Genomic DNA, 16,171 nt, shown 5'->3' on the forward strand with positions numbered 1-16,171 from the left:
CCGTGGTCACTGCTCCAGGACCGGTGGCTCGCCGCCCATTTCCGCTGTGAACGTCTCCGGGTCGCTGTCGAAGCCCTGGATCGTCGGGTGGAACTGCCAGGATCCCGACGGGTCTTTCGTGAAGGTCGCCACCTTGGTGGCGGTCGCTTCGGCGACCTCGGGGAAGTCGTCCGCCAGGAGTTCCTTGTAGCCCTCCACGACCAGCACCCCCGCGTTCGACAGGTCGCCGAAGGTCTTGTGGCCGCTGTTCTGGTGGATCGCCACCCCTACGACCACCCGCGCGAAGGAGGACGCCAGGCGGTCGAGTTCGAGGACCATCACCTCGACGTAGCCGAAGCCCTGGCCCGTCCGGCTGTGCCGGGGCATGTTGATGGTGCCGTCGGGGGAGCGGCTGTCGGAGTGCACGACGTACACCGGTGGTCCGTACGGGGCGTCCGCCGAGTACGTCGTGGCGATGATGTCGAGATGGTGGGGTGGCTGGTTCCAGGGACTCGGGTCCCAGCGCAGCCTCACCTCGATGTTGCCCTGAACTCTGCTCGCACCGCTCACCGGATGTACTGCCTTCCCCGAACCACGCCACCACGGGGTGATCCCCCGCAGGGTCAAGTATGGCTCTCGGACATCCTGTTGAAGCCCGGCCGGACCCGAACTACGGCGTGAGGACCACCTTTCCGGAGACTGTGCCCGATTCGGCCAGGCGCAGGGCGTCGGCGGCGCTGGTGAGGGGGAGCCGCGCGGCGATCTGCGCGGTGACATCCCCGCGCTGGAGCGCCCCGAAGACCTGAGCGAGGTCACCGCGCAGCCGGGCCCGGAACCGGTCCTTGGACAGGGCGCGGCCCGCCCAGACGTTGAAGAAGTAGGCGTGGCGGCCATTGGGCAGCGCGTTCCACAGCCATACCCGGCCGAGCAGCTTGAACACCGGCACCTGCTTGGACCCTTCGTCGTCCCGGGTGGAGGCGCTGCCGTAGGAGACGAGCGTGCCGCCGGGTGCGAGGAGGTGCCAGGAGTCGACCGCGCTTCGGCCGCCGACATGGTCGAACACGGCGTCCACCCCACCGGGGGCCAGCTCGCGGACCCGTACGGGAACGTCCTCGGTGCGGTAGTCGACGGGGGTGACGCCCCGTTCCCGCAGGGCGTCGTGGTGGCGCGCGGACGCCGTACCGATCACCTTCACACCCGCCGCGTGGGCGAGTTGGACCAGGACCGAGCCGACGCCCCCGTTGGCGCCGTGCACCAGAATCGTCTGCCCCGCGCGGACCCGTGCCTTGCGGTGCAGCATCTGCCAGGCGGTGACGCCGTTGACCACCAGGGTCTCCGCCTCCGCCGCGCCGACCCCGTCCGGCACCGGCACCACGTCCGCCGCGTCGACCCGTACATGGCTGGCCCAGCCGCCGACCTTGACCAGCGCGGCCACCCGGGTGCCCGAGAGTCCCGGCTCGACACCCTCGCCGGTGGCGATCACCGTGCCGACCAGGTCGTAGCCGGGCACGAACGGGAACGCCGGCTGGTCGTAGTACCGCCCACGCCGCATCTGCTGCTCGGCGAACGAGACCCCTGTCGCCTCCATCCGGATCACGACCTGTCCGGGCCCCGCGGCGGGGACGGCACCGTGCCGGATCTCCAGCCCTTCCGGCTCCACCTTGCCCGGCAGGACGACCTCGATCAGTTCCTCGGCGTGACCGTTCATGGCGACCTCCACTGTGCTACCCATTCGGTTACGGTATTTATCGTTCGTTAGAAGTTATAACTCTAGGAGAGAGGTGTGTCAAGAACACCTACCGATTGGGTACCTGCGCCACGACATCTGAGTAGCCGTACTCATGATCGGCAGTCGGCGCCCCGGCAGGCTTGAGCCATCAGCCGATCAGGGAGAACCGCATCATGAACATCACCCCCCGCCTCCGCCTCCGTTCGTCCGGCAGCAGCGCCCACCGGGTGCGCCGGCCCATGGCGGGTCTGGCCGTGGCCTCCGCGACCGTCGCGATGCTGACCACCGGCTGCTCACTCGAAGACGCGACGTGCGGCGGTGGCGAGTATCCGGTCATGACCATCGGAAGCACCGGCAGCGCCTGTGTGTCCAACGGTGAGGAGCCGTCGAAGGGTTACGTCCGCTACCCCGAGGGCAAGGAGCCGAAGCACGTCGGCGACAAGTGGGACAAGTACTGGCAGACCCACACCATCGACAAGAACGGCGACATCATCAAGGTCTCCGGGTCCGAGTGACACCCGCCGGGCGTCCGTCCGAGACGCCGGGCCGGTGAGCGCAGTCCACGGCTCACCGAGATCCTGTCAGCAGGAGCGCACACCTCAGCCGCACCGGGAATTGTGGGGGCCGACCCCATAGGGGCACCTGCCGTACGCCTCTACCTTCCGGGAGACCGTGACAGCGGGACATCACCCGGGTCACCGGCTCATTCGAGGAGGCGCCATGAGATCGTCCTTCGCCCTGCGGTTACGCGGACTGGTCGCGGTGGCCGTGCTGGTGCCGGCGCTGTGGGGCGGGGCGACGACGCTCCCGGCCTCCGCGACCGAGGCAGCCCCCACCCCGGCACCCGCACCCACCGCCACCAGCACGAAGGAATCCGCCCCCCTGGCCCCCGTACCAGGAACCCTCGCCCCCCACCACATCACCGCCGCGTACACCGCCGGCATCTCCTCCGGCGGCTACATGGCCACCCAGCTCCACGTGGCGTACTCGGGGACGTTCAGCGGCTCCGGAGTCTTCGCCTCCGGTCCCTACAACTGTGCGCAGCGGGACCTCGGCAAGGCGCTCAACGCCTGTATGGAGACCTTCCAGGATCTCCAGCTCGACAGGCTGGAGCAGACCACCCGGGACTGGTCGGCCCAGGGGCTCATCGACCCCGTGGCACAGCTCTCCGGCGACCGGGTCTACGCGTTCAGCGGCGCCAACGACACGACGGTCAAGCGGCCCGTGGCCGACGCGCTCTCCACCTACTTCGGCCGCTTCGGGTCCGCGGTCCGCTACGACAGGACCAGCGCGGCCGGGCACGCCTGGGTCAGCCCGCTGGGGCCGAACTCCTGCACCCTCACGCAGAGTCCGTGGCTCAACAACTGCGGTGTGGACGCGCCGGGCGACCTGCTCGGGCATCTGCTCGGCTCCGTCACCGCGCCGAGCGTGACACCCGGCGGCTCCCTGATCCAGTTCGACCAGAACCCGTACACCCCCGGCGGCAGCGCCAAGGCGATCTCCATGGACGACAAGGGCTTCGTCTACACGCCGCCGAACTGCGCGAACGGCGCCGCCTGCGAGCTGGTCGTCGCGCTGCACGGCTGCAAGCAGGGCTACTCCTATCAGGGGTTCGGCACGCAGTTCGTCGACAAGGCCCATCTCAACGAGTACGCCGACACCAACAACCTGATCGTGCTGTACCCGCAGGCCGTCGCCACCGCCACGCTCGACAACCCCAACGGCTGCTGGAACTGGTGGGGTTACCTCGGTGACGCCGACCACGCCCGGCACGGCGGCAAGCAGATCGAGACGATCATGGCGATGGTCCGGGCGCTCGGCGGCGACGCGCCGACACCCCCGCGGAACCAGGTCGTCATCCCGAGCACGGACGCACAGGACGGCTATGTGAAGGCCGCCGCCGACGGTTCCGGGCCGGTCGTCGGTGCGCTGAAGAGCGTCTACGGTCTCGCGCTCGGCCGGGGCACCGACGGGAAGTTCAACCGGAGCGTCCTGTCCTTCGACACCTCACGCATCCCCGCCGACAAGACGATCACCCGTGCCTACGTGACCCTGAACCGGACCAGTGGGGCGGGCGACCCCTGGGCGAGCCCGGCGGGCAATCGGCTGCTGGTCGACGTACGGACGGGCTGCTTCGGCGGCTGCTCCGTCGAACCCTTGGACTGGGCCGCCCCCGCCACCGTGCCGGGCGCCGCCGACATCCCCTCGTTCACCTCGGGGAGCAGGAACTCCGGCGATCTGTCCTCGGCCGGGCTCGCCGCGATCGACCGGACCGGCACCACGCAACTCCGGTTGCGCTTCGGGGCGGATCAGACCTCGGCGGCGTATCTGTTCGTGAACAAGGACACTCCGGCGACCCTGACCGTCGAATACCGGTAGGAGCGAGTGCACGGAGCGCGAACGACGTGGCCCGGGGCCGGGCGGACCGGGCCCCGGGGCGCGAAGTCGAGGGCGAGGAAAGCGAAAGGACTGGATTCAAGAGAGGAATGAGAAGGAAGTCCCTTCATGGCCTCGCCGTGGCCAAAGGTAGCAGTCAGGCGGGGATCAGGTCGCGCAGATTTTCGAGCGTGACGACACGGGAGTCGGGGTGCAGGCCCTCGGGCCGTTCCATGCCCACATAGGTGACCGGCCCGTCCGGTACCGTCGCGCCGTCCCACAGGCTCGTGGCCGTCGCGCCGTCGGCCATCAGGTCGGTGAGGTACCGGACCGTGAGGGCGTCGCGCTCGACGAGGGGGCGCAGCAGCGTCGCGACCGACACCCGGTTGCCCTCGACCCGGTTGGCCGACGGGGTGCCCTTGAGGTACAGATGCAACCACCTGGCGATCCAGCGGCCGTCGCTCCCGCGCTGGAACGCCAGCGGCAGAGCCACCCGGCCGGGGCCGCGCAGCTCCGACTTCATCCGCACGGTACGCGCCTCGAACGGTCGCCCCTTCTGCTCGCCCTCGCGCAGCATGAACCCGAAGAACGACTCCTCGACCTCCTCGAAGCCTTCCCCCGCGAAGATGTTGACCTGCGGCACGATGAAGGTGCCGCGCACGGCGCCGAGACGCAGGTTGATGAACTCCGAAGCGCCGTCGGGTGCTTCGGTGATGTCGCCGGAGTGCTCGCCCTCGACGTCGCTGAGGGATGTGTACGACAGCCAGTTGACGGTCCGGTAGTCGGCGTCCAGCATCAGCGCCGACAGGTCGAAGTCGGTGTCACGGCCCGTCTGCTTCCAGTACACGAAGAAGCGCAGCAACTCGCCGTCGACCGGCGAGACGGAGCCGCGGGGCAGTACGCCGAGTCCGGACGCGGTCGCCCGGCCGCTGAGCGGAAGCGCGACGTCGAGGACGCCCGGGTCGATCAGCAGATGGCCCGGGGCCGGCAGCCGGCGGCGTATCTCGTCGTCGAGCACGGCGATCAGCCGGTCGCGGGCCCCCGGCGGGACGGGCGCACGGGTGTCGTCCATGACCCAGGCCCGGCCGAGGCGGTTGACGAAGACGCGTCGCTCGCCGCTCTCCCCGGCACGGTTGTGGAAATGGTCGCGGACCGACAGCACGACCCGGCCCGAGACGTCCGGCGCGATCTGCTGGGCGGCGGCCACGACGGCCTCGTACTCGGCTCGCGTTCCGGCCGTGCGGAGCAGCCGGTCCAGGGTCCGGAACAGCTTGCCCGGCGCGGACTTCAGCAGCTCCGTCGCTCCCGTGACATCGCCGAGGCCGAGCAGTTCCTCGGCCCTGCTGTCGAAGGACCGCGCCTCCTTCTCGCCCCGGGCGACGGCGAACACGTCGGCGGCATGCGGCCACCGGGGGTACTCGTGCGGATGCAGGCGCTCACCGAGCCGCTTCCACATCTCGCGGTGCGCGGCGACATCGGCGAGCTTGGCCGGAGCCGCCGCGACCACGCCGTCGAGCCCCGCGAGCAGGGCGCGGCGCACCCGGCGGGACGGCGCGCGGAAACGGGTCGGCTCCTGGAGCGTCACATCACCGTCCGACAGCGCGCAGGCCAGGCGGAGCACATCGGTGACCGTGTCGAGGAGGAGATCCGCGCCCGCGTGCAGACGGGCCTTGTTGATGACGGCGCGGCTCTCCCGGACCGGGATCGCGTCGGGCTGCGGGCCGTGGACGCCGTGCTCGGCGAGGATCCGCAGGTCGTGCAGGCCGTCGTCGCCCAGGGGTGTGGTGCTGTTGGCCAGGGCGAGGTAGAGGGCGGTGACCTCGTCGGCCGGCTCGCCGCCCAGGTGCAGGACGGTCAGCCGGTCGCCCGCCGCCGCGATCAGCTCGTCGTGCGAGGCGAGCATTTCGGCATACGTGTGGCGGTAGTTGCCGTAGGAAGGCAGCGTGAGCAGATCCAGGACCCCGCTCCGGAGCTGGGCGAGGATGCCGTCACGGGACTTGCTGTCGCTGAGCCCGTCGGTGACACACCGCATCCAGAAGTCGAACGTGTCGGGCACATGCGCCGGGAAGTCGATGAAGTACACGTTGTGCCGCACATGGTCGCCGACCATCTCGCGTACGGTGCCCAGCGTGCGGACGGCGGTGTCGACCACCTCGCCCTCGGGCAGGCGTGACAGGTGCTTCAGCAGGTCCGCGGAGAGCTTGAAGCCCACGGACAGCAGCGCGGCGTCGAACTGCCGCGCCACGACGTCGCCCTCACCGGAAGCCTCAAGCGCTACGGGAGCCCCGGGCATGGGGATGCGGTGGGTGTGCCGGACGACCAGCGATGCGAGACTTTCTGCCATTTCGGCATGTTCCCAGAGGCGGGCGAGGGGGCGCATTCGGGTTTCCGGCGCTTGTTCCCTGGCCCTCGTCCTCGTTCTCGGTCTACGTGCCTCGCCGCCCGCCCCACCCGCCGTTGCGGTCGGGTTCCTGGTCCCCGCCGTGCCGGGGGACCCGCAGAGTGACGGTCGTGCCCCGCCGCGGGGCCGACTCCAGCGTGAGGTCGGCGTCGAGGAGATGTGCCCGTTCCCGCATGGCCGCGATGCCCACGCCGCCGGAAGCGGTCGCCCGGGGCGGGGTGCGGACGGGTGCCGTGGCGGTCGCGGGGGACATGCCGTCGCCGTTGTCGGTGACCGTCGCCGACACGGTGTGGTCGTCGGCGTCGAGTGCGACGACGATCCGGGTGGGACGGGCGTGCTTCACCGCGTTGGTCACCGCTTCCTGCACGATGCGGTAGACGTGGGCCTCCGCATCGGGCGGCAGGTCGGCGCCGTGGTCGTCCCAGTGCTCCCCGACACGTACTTCGGCGTCGATACCGAAGTTCTCCGACGTGCTCCGGCACAGGGCTTCGATGGCGGGGCGCAGGCCGAGTTGGTCGAGGGCGGCCGGGCGCAGCTCCGCGATCAGATGCCGGAGCGAGGTGATCTGGTTGCCGATCAGGCGCCGGGCCTGGTTGATGGCCTCCTTCATGGTGTCGAGGCGGCTGCTGGAAGCGGCACCCGCGAGGACGATCTGCACCGCGCCCAGCTCCTGGAGGGTGTCGTCGTGCAACTCGCGCGCCCACCGCCGGCGCTCGCGCTCCTCGCCGTCACGGCGGGCCCGGCTCCACTCCCGGTCGAGCCCCCGGTGGCGCAGCGCCGCACGGTGTCCGAGCGCGGCGGCGCACGCGATCAGGGTGACGGGCACGAGGTGCAGGCCGTTGAGGAGTGGCGCCTCCGTGATACGGACGAGCAGGGCCACGGCGATCACGAGGGACAGGGCGCCGACGGTCGTCAGCCACGGCCGCCGTGCGTCGGCGGCTTCGGGGGTCAGGACGGCGGCGACCAGGAACAGGGCGCCCGCGGCGAGACACAGCGCCAACTCGGCGTGCAGGGACTGCACGGCGACCTCGAAGACGAGGGCGGTGAGCAGCAGGACCGAACCGGCCGCCTCCGCGATGCCGCCCGCCCGCGCGCGGGTGAGGGTGTGGACGCGGAGGCGCGATGCGGTGGTCATGCCAGGAGTCCGCGTTCGCGTGCGGCGGTCACCAGGTCCGCCTTGGTCTCGGCCCCGAGCTTGGCCCGGATTCTCGCGCGGTGCGTCTCGACCGTACGGACGGAGACGTGCACCTGCTCCGCGATCTCCTGATTGGTGTGGCCCCGGGCGAGCAGGGACAGCACCTCCACCTCGCGCGCCGTCAGCCGGTCGTCCGGCGCCCCGCCGGGCGGGCCGAGGTCGGCGACGGCCAGGCGGGCACCGAGCGAGGGCTGCACATACGTGCCCCCGGCGGCGACCTGGCGCACGGCACCGAGCAGCTCCTCGGCCGCCGCCTCCTTCAGCAGATAGCCGGAGGCGCCGTTGCGCAGCGCCTCACGGGCGAACGCCGGGTCCTCCTGCATGGTGAGTACCAGAATCCGGGTGCGGGGCGATGCGGCCAGAAGCTCCGGAATGGCACGGAGGCTGGACTGCCCCGACAGCATCAGATCCAGTACGAGCACACTCGGCCGGCACCGCCCCACCGCCAGCAACGTCTCACCGAGCGTCGCACTCTCCGCCACGATGTCGAACACCGGATCGGCGGAGAGCAGCAGCCGCATCCCGGCACGGACGACGAGGTGATCGTCCGCGAGGACGACGGTGGGGCGGGGCGGGGGTGTGCCGGTGGAGGACACCCCCGTGAACCTCTGGGCAGGCGCCCCGGCGGCTGCCCCGGTGTGTCCCCCACCGAGCCCGCGGTCGGCATTCATGGATCCACCGTAAGTCCCGGATCCCGGGCGTGAGAGGTGGGTGGCCGGGGGTGCGGGCCACCTGCGGGTGAGGGTGCGGGGAAACCGCATGTGGCCGTGCGGGTGGTCCGTATCCCGTGCGGGGTAGGGCGCGGGACCGGTTGCGGATCAGTGCCGATGCCCCGCCGCGCCCCGCGCGGGAGCCTCGAAGGGGTGCAGTTCCTCGCCCCTCACCCAGGACACAGCCCATGACCTCCACCACCCTCGCACCCGCGACGGACGCCTCCTCGCGGACCCTGTTCCGCGCTGCCCGGAAGCTCGCCGACGCGGCCGTGCCACGGCTGGCCGACGCCACCTCCGTAGACGTGGTCGACCTCCTGCTCCAGGGCGGCGCGCCGCCACCCGGGCCGGTCGACGCGACCACCGCGCTCCGGCGCGCCGCCTTCCTGAGCCGACGGGGGCCGGACGTACGGGGCGCCTACGCCGTCGGCGAGGTCAGCCCGGCCCCGCCCGCGACCCCGTACCACCACGCCCTGTCCGATCTGCGCCCCCGCCTGATCCGCGACCTGAACCACGACGCCGGATGGCTCGCCCGCGATCCCCGGCGGGCGCGGCGCATGCGCGCGGTGGGCGCGCACTCCGTTCTCGTCCTCCCGCTGATGGCCGGGGGCGTGGTGCTCGGGCTGTTCGTCCTGTACCGGCGGTCCGGATCGAGCCCCTTCGACGAGACCGACCTCCAGGAAGCCGCCCGTCTCGCGGACGACGCGGCGCGCTGCCTGGAGACCGTGCGCCGCCGAATCTGCCGGGTCCGCCGGGTCCGTGGAGTCGGCGGGGTCCGCCGTATCGAGGAGGACGCTCTCGTACGGCACCTGCGCCGCTCCATGCCCGACGAGTTCCCGGCGGTCAGCGCGCTCGAAGCCGCCCACGGGCGCCTTCCGGCCGGCGCCGCCGACGGGCAGTGGTACGACGTCCTGCCGCTGGCCGGCGCACGGGTCGCCCTGGTGGTGGGCACGGCCGACGGCGACGGGGCGCACGCCGCCGTCGCCATGAACCGGCTGAGAGCCGCGGTCACCACCCTCGCTGCGCTCGACCTGCCGCCAGACGAACTCCTCGCACACCTGGACGACGTGGTGACCCGCCTCTCCGGGCCGCGGTCGGGCGCGAGCTGCCTCTACGTGATCTACGACCCCGCCACCCAGCGCTGCGTCTCCGCGCGGGCAGGCGGTCCGACCCTGCTGGTCGCCCACCCCGACGGCGGCGTCAGCGTCCCCGGCCTCGCCGCGCATCCCCCCTTGGGCGCCGAGCCGAGCGAACCCGAGCCCATGGAGCCCGGCGATCCGAGCGGAACGGGTGAACTGGGTGAACTGGGCGAGCCGGGAGAAATGGGCGAGCCGTACGAGAACACCGAGTTCTCCGCACCCGCCGGAAGCCTCCTGATCCTGCGCTGCGGTGACCGGAGGACCCTCCTCCTGGCCCGCACCCGCGCCCTGCCCGCCGACGACGTGGCCACCCTGACCCTGCCGCCCGACCCCGCAGCCGTCTCCGACGCCCGAGCCTGGGCCGCCGGGCGACTGGCGGCCTGGGCACTCGACGATCTCGTGGACAGCACCACCCTGGTGGTGAGCGAACTCGTCACGAACGCGCTGCGCTACTCCACAGGACCCATCGGACTCCGTCTCGTACGGGACGCCCGGACGCTGATCTGCGAGGTTTCGGACAGCAGCGGTTCGGGCCCGCACCGGCGCAGGCCGCAGGCGACGGACGAAGGGGGCCGAGGTCTGTCGATCGTCACCCGGCTGACCCAGCACCAGGGCACGCGCTACACCTCATCCGGGAAGATCGTCTGGACAGAGCAGTCCCTGCCGACCTGAGCGCCGGAAGCCCCGGCGAACCGGCACAGATGCGGAGCCCGCCGATGCAACTGAACCTTGAAGGACGCACCGCCCTCGTCTCCGGATCCACCCAGGGCATCGGCGCCGCCATCGCCACCGGGCTCGCACGGGCGGGCGCCCGGGTCGGCGTCAACGGGCGGGACGCCTCCCGCGTCGAGGAGGCGGTGGCGCGGCTGGAGGTGGAGGCGCCGGGCGCGGAGTGGGTCCCCGTCGCGGCGGACCTCGGTACGGAGGAGGGCGCGGCCCGTGCGGTGGAGCTGCTGCCCGGCGTCGAGATCCTGATCAACAACCTCGGCATCTTCGGCGCCCGGCCGCCACTGGAGATCAGCGACGACGAATGGCGGCGCTACTTCGAGATCAACGTCCTGGCGGCGGTCCGCCTCACCCGCGCCTATCTGCCCGGGATGATGGAGCGCGGCTGGGGCCGCGTCCAGTACATCGCCAGCGACTCCGCCCTCGTGACTCCCGTCGAGATGATCCACTACGGCATGTCCAAGACGGCGCTCCTCGCGGTCGGCCGGGGCTTCGCGAAGGAGGCCGCCGGTACGGGTGTCACCGTGAACTCGGTGATCGCCGGCCCCACGCACACGGCCGGTGTCGAGGACTTCGTCCACCAACTGGTGGGCGACGCGATGCCGTGGGACGAGGCGCAGCGCGCGTTCATGCGGGAGTACCGGCCGCAGTCGCTGTTGCAGCGGCTGATCGAACCCGACGAGATCGCGAATCTCGTCGTCTACCTCAGCTCGGACCAGGCGTCCGCGACGACGGGAGGCGCCGTACGCGTCGACGGCGGCTACGTCGACTCGATCCTGCCTTGAGGAACCTTGACCCTGGTGCGGAAGACCAGGGCGAGGTCAGTCCCGGGGTGCCCGCTGGGCCTCGCGGAGGACCGTCCAGGCGTCCGCCACCGGGCCCAGGTGCCCGAGCTTGTCGGGGTTGTTCACCGTGTGGATCGTCCGGACCCGCCCGTCGGCCACGTCGAGCGCCCAGGTGCTGAGGACCCGGCCGTCCCGGTCGCGGAAGACCGCGCCCGGCCGGCCGTTCACCTGCACGGGCTCCATCACACCGCCACCCCTGGCGACCAGCGGCGCGAACACCGCGAGCACCCGGGCCACGTTCTCGGCACCGAGGACGACGGGCTGGACGTTCGGCGCCTTGCCGCCGCTGTCGCCGACCATGTGGATGTCGGCGGCCAGCAGCTCGGCGAGCCCGTCGACGTTCCCTTCCCGGAAGGCGTCGAAGAACCGCTCGGCGAGCCTGTCGCGCTCCTTCCGGCCCGCCTCGAACCGGGGCCGCCCCGCGTCCATGTGCCGGCGCGCCCGCACCGCGAGCTGGTGGCACGCCGCCTCCGACCGCCCCACGGCCGACGCGATCTCCGGGAAGCCGAAGGCGAACACGTCCCGCAGCACGAAGACCGCGCGCTCCAGCGGCGTGAGCCGTTCCAGCAGGAGCAGGGCCGCCGTCGACAGCGAGTCCACCAGCTCGGCCGACCGCGCCGGGTCCTCGTACGGATCGGTCAGCAGCGGTTCGGGGAGCCACGGCCCGGCGTACTCCTCCCGCCGGACGCGGGCCGACCGCAGTACGTCGATCGCGATCCGGGTGACCACGGTCGACAGGAACGCCTTGGCCGACCCGGGCCGGGCGGACGTGGTCCGGTAGCGCAGCCAGGTCTCCTGGACCGCGTCCTCGGCCTCGCTCACACTGCCGAGGATCCGGTACGCGATCGAGAACAGCAGTGGTCGCAGCTCCTCGAACTCTTCGGTCTTCGTCACGCCCGCTCCTCGTGGGTCCCCGCCGTAGATCACTGTCAGTGAAACGTCATCAGCACCTCGTCACCGAGGCACCCCGTCACCAAGGCACCGGTCCCTCCGCACTGAAGAATCCGGCCGTCTGCCCGTCCCCGCCCAGTGTGGCCAGGCGCACCGCGATGGCGGCGCCCTGCGCGACCGTGAGGAACCCCGTGTGATTGTTGCTGTCCGTGTCCACGAAGCCGGGGGCGACCGCGTTGACGAGGATGCCGTCCTTCCGCAGCTCGTTGGCGTACTGCACGGTCAGCGCGGACAGCGCGGTCTTGGACGGCGTGTACGCGGCCGACGGCAGCAGCGCCGTGAAGGGGCCGTCCGGATCGCTGGTGAGCGTCAGCGACGCGGCGTGGCTGCTGACGTTCACGACGCGGGGCGCCGGTGACCGCCGCAGCAGCGGCAGCATCGCGTTGGTCACCGCGATCACCCCGAAGACGTTGGTCTCGAACACCGCCCGGACCATGTCCAGGTCGACGGTGCTGGGGACCTGGTCGTGGGCGTCCTCGGGCGAGACCTGCCCGGAGCCGGTGATGCCGGCGTTGTTGACCAGTACGTCGAGACGGCCGAAGCGGTCCTCGATCTGCCGCGCGGTCTCGCGGACCGTGGCCCGGTCAGTGACGTCCAGGGTGACCGCGTGTGCGTCGCCGCCGGCCGCGCGCACCGCCGCGGCGGCCTCCTCGCCCCGCCGAGGGTCCCTCGCGCCGATCACGACCGTCATGCCCAGCGCGGCGAGCTGTTCGGCGATCCCCCTGCCGATGCCCTTGTTCGCCCCGGTGACCAGCGCGACCTTCCGCCGTGCGGTCTGCTCGCTCATTAGCGGCTCCTTGCCGTGAGGTGGGTTCCCCTCGGAACCCGTCGTCACCACCTGAGACGAGACAGCCCGGCCGACTCTGACATGCGGACGGAAATCAGCGACGTCCGGCCACCTCTCGCTGACGCCCGGGGTGAGGGTGAGACTGGTAGGAGGACCCGTACACCCGGTGTTTCTTCGCCACGGAGGACGATCATGAGCGCTCCGACCACACCCCGCCCCGCCGACGCTTCCGGCACCTTCGCCATCGGCGGTGACCTCGTCGTCAACCGGCTCGGTTACGGCAGCATGCAGCTCACCGGCCCCGGCGTCTGGGGCAGCCCGAAGGACCCCGCCGAGGCCGTGCGTGTACTGCGCCGGGCCGTGGACCTCGGGGTCAACCTCATCGACACCGCCGACTCCTACGGCCCGTTCACCGCCGAACTGCTGATCAAGGAGGCGCTGCATCCGTACCCGTCCGATCTGACCATCGCGACCAAGGCCGGGCTGGCCCGTACGGGCCCGGGGGAGTGGCACCCCATCGGCCGCCCCGAATACCTCCGCCAGCAGGCCGAACTGAGCCTCCGTCACCTCGGCGTCGACCGCATCGACCTCTTCCAGCTGCACCGCATCGACCCCGCGGTGCCCCTCGCCGACCAGCTCGGCGAGTTGGTCAGCCTCCGGCAGGAGGGCAAGATCCGCCATATCGGACTCTCCGAGGTGAGCGTCGCCGACCTGGGGCGGGCGCGGGACCTCGCGGAGATCGTCTCCGTCCAGAACCTGTACAACCTCGCCGACCGCAGCGCCGAGGACGTGCTGGAGTACGCGGAGTCGCACGCGATCGGCTTCATCCCCTGGTTCCCGGTGGCGACCGGTGAACTGGCTCGTCCCGGAGGGCCGTTGGACAAGGCGGCGGCGGACCACGGCGTGACCCCGTCCCAACTCGCTCTCGCCTGGCTGCTGCACCGCTCCCCGGTGATGCTGCCGATCCCCGGCACGTCCAGCGTCGCCCACGTCGAGGAGAACACCGCAGCCGCGCTCGTCACGCTGTCCGACGAGGAGTTCGCCGCCCTGACGGCGGCCGTGGCCTCCCCGGACGCCGGGTGACCCGAACGCGGCACGGCCCTGTCGTCGGATGATTCGGATGTTCTGGACGGAAGAGAGGGTCCGGGGGAAGATCGGGAAAGTCCGTCCGCGGGATCCAGGGGAGACACGCATGAAATACGTGAGGCTCGGCGGCACCGGTCTGGAGATCTCCGCGCTGACCGTGGGCTGTATGAGCTTCGGCGATCCGGACCGGGGCGCCCATACGTGGACCCTGGGCGAGGAGGCGAGCCGGGCGATCGTCAAGCAGGCCCTGGAGGCCGGCATCACCACCTTCGACACGGCCAATGTGTACTCGGACGGGTCGAGCGAGGAGATCGTCGGGCGGGCGCTGAAGGACTTCGCGTCGCGCGACGAGGTCGTCATCGCCACCAAGGTCAACAACCGGATGCGTCCGGGTCCGAATGGCGCCGGGCTGTCGCGCAAGGCGATCCTGAGCGAGATCGACCACAGCCTGACCCGGCTGGGCACGGACTACGTGGACCTCTACCAGATCCACCGCTGGGACCACGACACCCCCATCGAGGAGACCCTTGAGGCGCTGCACGACGTGGTGAAGGCGGGCAAGTCCCGCTACATCGGCGCCTCGTCCATGGCCGCCTGGCAGTTCGCGAAGGCGCAGTACACGGCGGATCTGCACGGCTGGACACGGTTCGTGTCGATGCAGAACCACTACAACCTCCTGTACCGCGAGGAGGAGCGCGAGATGCTGCCGTTCTGCGCGGACCAGGGGGTCGGGGTCATCCCGTGGAGCCCGCTCGCGCGCGGGCGGCTGACCCGTCCGTGGGACGCCCGTACGGAGCGCTCCGGGACGGACGAGTACGGCAAGACCCTGTACCACCCCGAGGACCGGCTCATCGTGGAGCGGGTCGCCGACGTGGCCGCCGAGCGCGGTGTGTCGGCGGCGCAGGTCGCCCTCGCCTGGCTGTCGGGTCGGCCGGCCGTGGACTCGCCGATCGTCGGCGCGACCCGCCCCGAACACCTCGCGGACGCCGTCGCCTCGCTCGACCTCACCCTCGACGAGGACGAGGTCGCCCGCCTGGAGGAGCCGTACCGACCGCACGAGATCTCCGGCATCCGGACCCGCTGAGCCGGATGAGGGTCGTCCGCGAGGTCGCCCTCGCGGTCGAGGACGCGTACCCGACCGAGCGGACGTATCTGTACTCCCTCGGCAGCAAGCGGGGAAACTCCCATCTGCACTGGCACATCGCCGCGCTGCCGCCCGGAGTCCCCTACGAACAGCAGCAGTTCCACGCGCTGATGGCCGAGAACGGGGTTCTCGCACCCTCGGCCGCCGAGGCCGCCGCGGCGGCGGTGCGACTGCGGGGTGCGGTCGCGTCGCGCGCCGGGCGGGCCCGAACCGGAACTTCCGAAGGGCTCTAGGCGTTCGGGTCGAACGGGATGCCGGACGGCTTGGCCTTGGCGAGATGGCCGTTGAACTGGCCGTCCTTGATGCCGAGGAGAGCGCTGCCGAAGTTCGCCTGGCTCAACTTGTCCCGCAGACCCGGGGGATACCCCTCCCAGCCGACGAGCGTGGGGAACTGCCACGTCCCCTTGTGGTTCTCCGGCGGGTCGTCGTTGGAGTTCGCGGCCCGGAAGCAGTGGGTGCTGATCCCGTCCTTGTGGTACACGATCTTCGGGTGGGTCCCGTCGAACCGGATCTGCGACTTGTTGTGGACCGTGAAGCTGCCGTGGTTGGACGTGGAGACGTACTCGACCTGGTTGTTCTGCACCCAGACCACGACGTGCTCCCAGTCGTGCCGGTGCCCCGCGCTGCCCGGACCGAGGGAGACCTGGTCCTTCTCGAAGTAGAGGGCGTACATGATCGCGCACCAGCCGTTGTTGCACTTCTCGCGCGAGTAGCCGTTGGTGTTGTTCAGGTCGGACAGGTCGCGGCACTGGCCGTTGACGTCACCGCCCATGCCCAGGCCCGGCGCGATGGTCCCGTCGGGGCCGATGGCCGGGCTCGAATAGCAGCCGTCCTTGTCGTAGTCGTACGCGGGCTGGAAGGTCTGCTCCAGTCCGTTGGCGTTGCCGGGCAGCGCCTGGGGCGGGGCGGCGAAGGCGGTCGACGGGAAGGCGAGAACCAGGGCGGCGGTGACCGCGCCGGTCAGCGACACCTTCCGCAACCGCCGTGACCTCAGGAACCTCGATGACGGCTTTCCGTGCACGGTGTCCTCCTCGACGGCCCGGCGCGCGGGCCCGAACAGCGGTGGGGGGTATACGGAGTTCAGGAGTGCGGAGCCCGGCAAT

The 16,171-nt window shown here is 71.1% G+C and carries 15 protein-coding genes; 7 read left to right on the forward strand and 8 right to left on the reverse strand.

Annotation, left to right across the window (positions count from 1 at the left end):
• Positions 1-6 precede the first annotated feature (6 nt).
• Both ACIQNU_RS08630 and ACIQNU_RS08635 read right to left on the reverse strand, forming a co-directional pair.
• The gene (locus ACIQNU_RS08630) at positions 7-549 is read right to left on the reverse strand and encodes a TerD family protein (protein WP_401362834.1); all 543 of its coding nucleotides are present in this window, start codon (positions 547-549) and stop codon (positions 7-9) included.
• Between the two features lie 100 nt (positions 550-649).
• A complete protein-coding gene (locus ACIQNU_RS08635; protein WP_401362837.1) occupies positions 650-1,711 on the reverse strand; it encodes a medium chain dehydrogenase/reductase family protein in 1,062 nt (353 codons plus the stop codon).
• 170 nt (positions 1,712-1,881) lie between these two features.
• On the opposite strand from ACIQNU_RS08635, the gene ACIQNU_RS08640 reads away from it, so the two are divergent.
• On the forward strand, positions 1,882-2,223 hold the full coding sequence (locus ACIQNU_RS08640) for an SCO0607 family lipoprotein (RefSeq protein ID WP_401362840.1): 342 nt from the start codon (positions 1,882-1,884) through the stop codon (positions 2,221-2,223).
• Positions 2,224-2,428: 205 nt separating this feature from the next.
• A complete protein-coding gene (locus ACIQNU_RS08645) occupies positions 2,429-4,087 on the forward strand; it encodes a PHB depolymerase family esterase (RefSeq protein WP_401362843.1) in 1,659 nt (552 codons plus the stop codon).
• Positions 4,088-4,241: 154 nt separating this feature from the next.
• Here the strand turns inward: ACIQNU_RS08645 and ACIQNU_RS08650 are convergent, their stop codons facing one another.
• From ACIQNU_RS08650 to ACIQNU_RS08660, 3 genes are all read right to left on the reverse strand, one after another.
• Positions 4,242-6,428 (reverse strand): TerD family protein, encoded by a 2,187-nt coding sequence (locus ACIQNU_RS08650; protein ID WP_401362846.1) that lies wholly within the window; start codon positions 6,426-6,428, stop codon positions 4,242-4,244.
• An 82-nt stretch (positions 6,429-6,510) separates the two neighbouring features.
• Positions 6,511-7,620 (reverse strand): sensor histidine kinase, encoded by a 1,110-nt coding sequence (locus tag ACIQNU_RS08655; protein ID WP_401362849.1) that lies wholly within the window; start codon positions 7,618-7,620, stop codon positions 6,511-6,513.
• Entirely contained in the window at positions 7,617-8,351 is a 735-nt protein-coding gene (locus ACIQNU_RS08660) for a LuxR C-terminal-related transcriptional regulator (RefSeq protein WP_401362852.1), read from the reverse strand. Before ACIQNU_RS08660 ends, ACIQNU_RS08655 begins: the two co-directional genes overlap by 4 nt.
• Before the next feature lie 227 nt (positions 8,352-8,578).
• On the opposite strand from ACIQNU_RS08660, the gene ACIQNU_RS08665 reads away from it, so the two are divergent.
• Both ACIQNU_RS08665 and ACIQNU_RS08670 read left to right on the forward strand, forming a co-directional pair.
• Entirely contained in the window at positions 8,579-10,201 is a 1,623-nt protein-coding gene (locus ACIQNU_RS08665; RefSeq protein WP_401362855.1) for a SpoIIE family protein phosphatase, read from the forward strand.
• Between the two features lie 44 nt (positions 10,202-10,245).
• On the forward strand, positions 10,246-11,040 hold the full coding sequence (locus tag ACIQNU_RS08670) for an SDR family NAD(P)-dependent oxidoreductase (protein ID WP_401362858.1): 795 nt from the start codon (positions 10,246-10,248) through the stop codon (positions 11,038-11,040).
• Positions 11,041-11,076: 36 nt separating this feature from the next.
• Here ACIQNU_RS08670 and ACIQNU_RS08675 read toward each other — a convergent pair whose 3' ends face one another.
• Positions 11,077-11,994: an RNA polymerase sigma-70 factor gene (locus ACIQNU_RS08675; protein ID WP_401362861.1), complete on the reverse strand. Its 918-nt coding sequence runs from the start codon at positions 11,992-11,994 to the stop codon at positions 11,077-11,079.
• Positions 11,995-12,070: 76 nt separating this feature from the next.
• Complete coding sequence (locus tag ACIQNU_RS08680; protein WP_401362864.1) at positions 12,071-12,838, reverse strand: SDR family NAD(P)-dependent oxidoreductase; 768 nt, start codon at positions 12,836-12,838, stop codon at positions 12,071-12,073.
• Between the two features lie 192 nt (positions 12,839-13,030).
• Here ACIQNU_RS08680 and ACIQNU_RS08685 point away from each other — a divergent pair, with 192 nt between their 5' ends.
• The 3 genes from ACIQNU_RS08685 (at position 13,031) to ACIQNU_RS08695 (ending at position 15,301) form a co-directional block, all read left to right on the forward strand.
• Positions 13,031-13,921: an aldo/keto reductase gene (locus ACIQNU_RS08685; RefSeq protein ID WP_401362867.1), complete on the forward strand. Its 891-nt coding sequence runs from the start codon at positions 13,031-13,033 to the stop codon at positions 13,919-13,921.
• A 109-nt stretch (positions 13,922-14,030) separates the two neighbouring features.
• Positions 14,031-15,008, forward strand: a complete 978-nt coding sequence (locus ACIQNU_RS08690; RefSeq protein WP_401362870.1) for an aldo/keto reductase — start codon at positions 14,031-14,033, stop codon at positions 15,006-15,008.
• Between the two features lie 5 nt (positions 15,009-15,013).
• On the forward strand, positions 15,014-15,301 hold the full coding sequence (locus tag ACIQNU_RS08695; protein ID WP_401362873.1) for a hypothetical protein: 288 nt from the start codon (positions 15,014-15,016) through the stop codon (positions 15,299-15,301).
• Here ACIQNU_RS08695 and ACIQNU_RS08700 read toward each other — a convergent pair.
• Positions 15,298-16,089 carry an NPP1 family protein gene (locus ACIQNU_RS08700; RefSeq protein WP_401364196.1) on the reverse strand — a complete coding sequence of 264 codons (792 nt, stop codon included), beginning with the start codon at positions 16,087-16,089 and terminating at the stop codon, positions 15,298-15,300. The two genes, ACIQNU_RS08695 and ACIQNU_RS08700, sit on opposite strands and share 4 nt — an antisense overlap.
• Positions 16,090-16,171 lie beyond the last annotated feature (82 nt).

This window comes from Streptomyces sp. NPDC091292, assembly GCF_044757265.1.
In the GTDB taxonomy this organism is placed as follows: Bacteria; Actinomycetota; Actinomycetes; order Streptomycetales; family Streptomycetaceae; genus Streptomyces.

Excerpts from the sequence above, each read along its gene's own strand:
- ACIQNU_RS08635 (WP_401362837.1), bottom strand. The coding sequence starts at position 1,711 with ATGGGTAGCACAGTGGAGGTCGCCATGAACGGTCACGCCGAGGAACTG.
- ACIQNU_RS08640 (WP_401362840.1), top strand. The coding sequence starts at position 1,882 with ATGAACATCACCCCCCGCCTCCGCCTCCGTTCGTCCGGCAGCAGCGCC.
- ACIQNU_RS08645 (WP_401362843.1), top strand. The coding sequence starts at position 2,429 with ATGAGATCGTCCTTCGCCCTGCGGTTACGCGGACTGGTCGCGGTGGCC.
- ACIQNU_RS08650 (WP_401362846.1), bottom strand. The coding sequence starts at position 6,428 with ATGGCAGAAAGTCTCGCATCGCTGGTCGTCCGGCACACCCACCGCATC.
- ACIQNU_RS08655 (WP_401362849.1), bottom strand. The coding sequence starts at position 7,620 with ATGACCACCGCATCGCGCCTCCGCGTCCACACCCTCACCCGCGCGCGG.
- ACIQNU_RS08660 (WP_401362852.1), bottom strand. The coding sequence starts at position 8,351 with ATGAATGCCGACCGCGGGCTCGGTGGGGGACACACCGGGGCAGCCGCC.
- ACIQNU_RS08665 (WP_401362855.1), top strand. The coding sequence starts at position 8,579 with ATGACCTCCACCACCCTCGCACCCGCGACGGACGCCTCCTCGCGGACC.
- ACIQNU_RS08670 (WP_401362858.1), top strand. The coding sequence starts at position 10,246 with ATGCAACTGAACCTTGAAGGACGCACCGCCCTCGTCTCCGGATCCACC.
- ACIQNU_RS08680 (WP_401362864.1), bottom strand. The coding sequence starts at position 12,838 with ATGAGCGAGCAGACCGCACGGCGGAAGGTCGCGCTGGTCACCGGGGCG.
- ACIQNU_RS08685 (WP_401362867.1), top strand. The coding sequence starts at position 13,031 with ATGAGCGCTCCGACCACACCCCGCCCCGCCGACGCTTCCGGCACCTTC.
- ACIQNU_RS08690 (WP_401362870.1), top strand. The coding sequence starts at position 14,031 with ATGAAATACGTGAGGCTCGGCGGCACCGGTCTGGAGATCTCCGCGCTG.
- ACIQNU_RS08695 (WP_401362873.1), top strand. The coding sequence starts at position 15,014 with ATGAGGGTCGTCCGCGAGGTCGCCCTCGCGGTCGAGGACGCGTACCCG.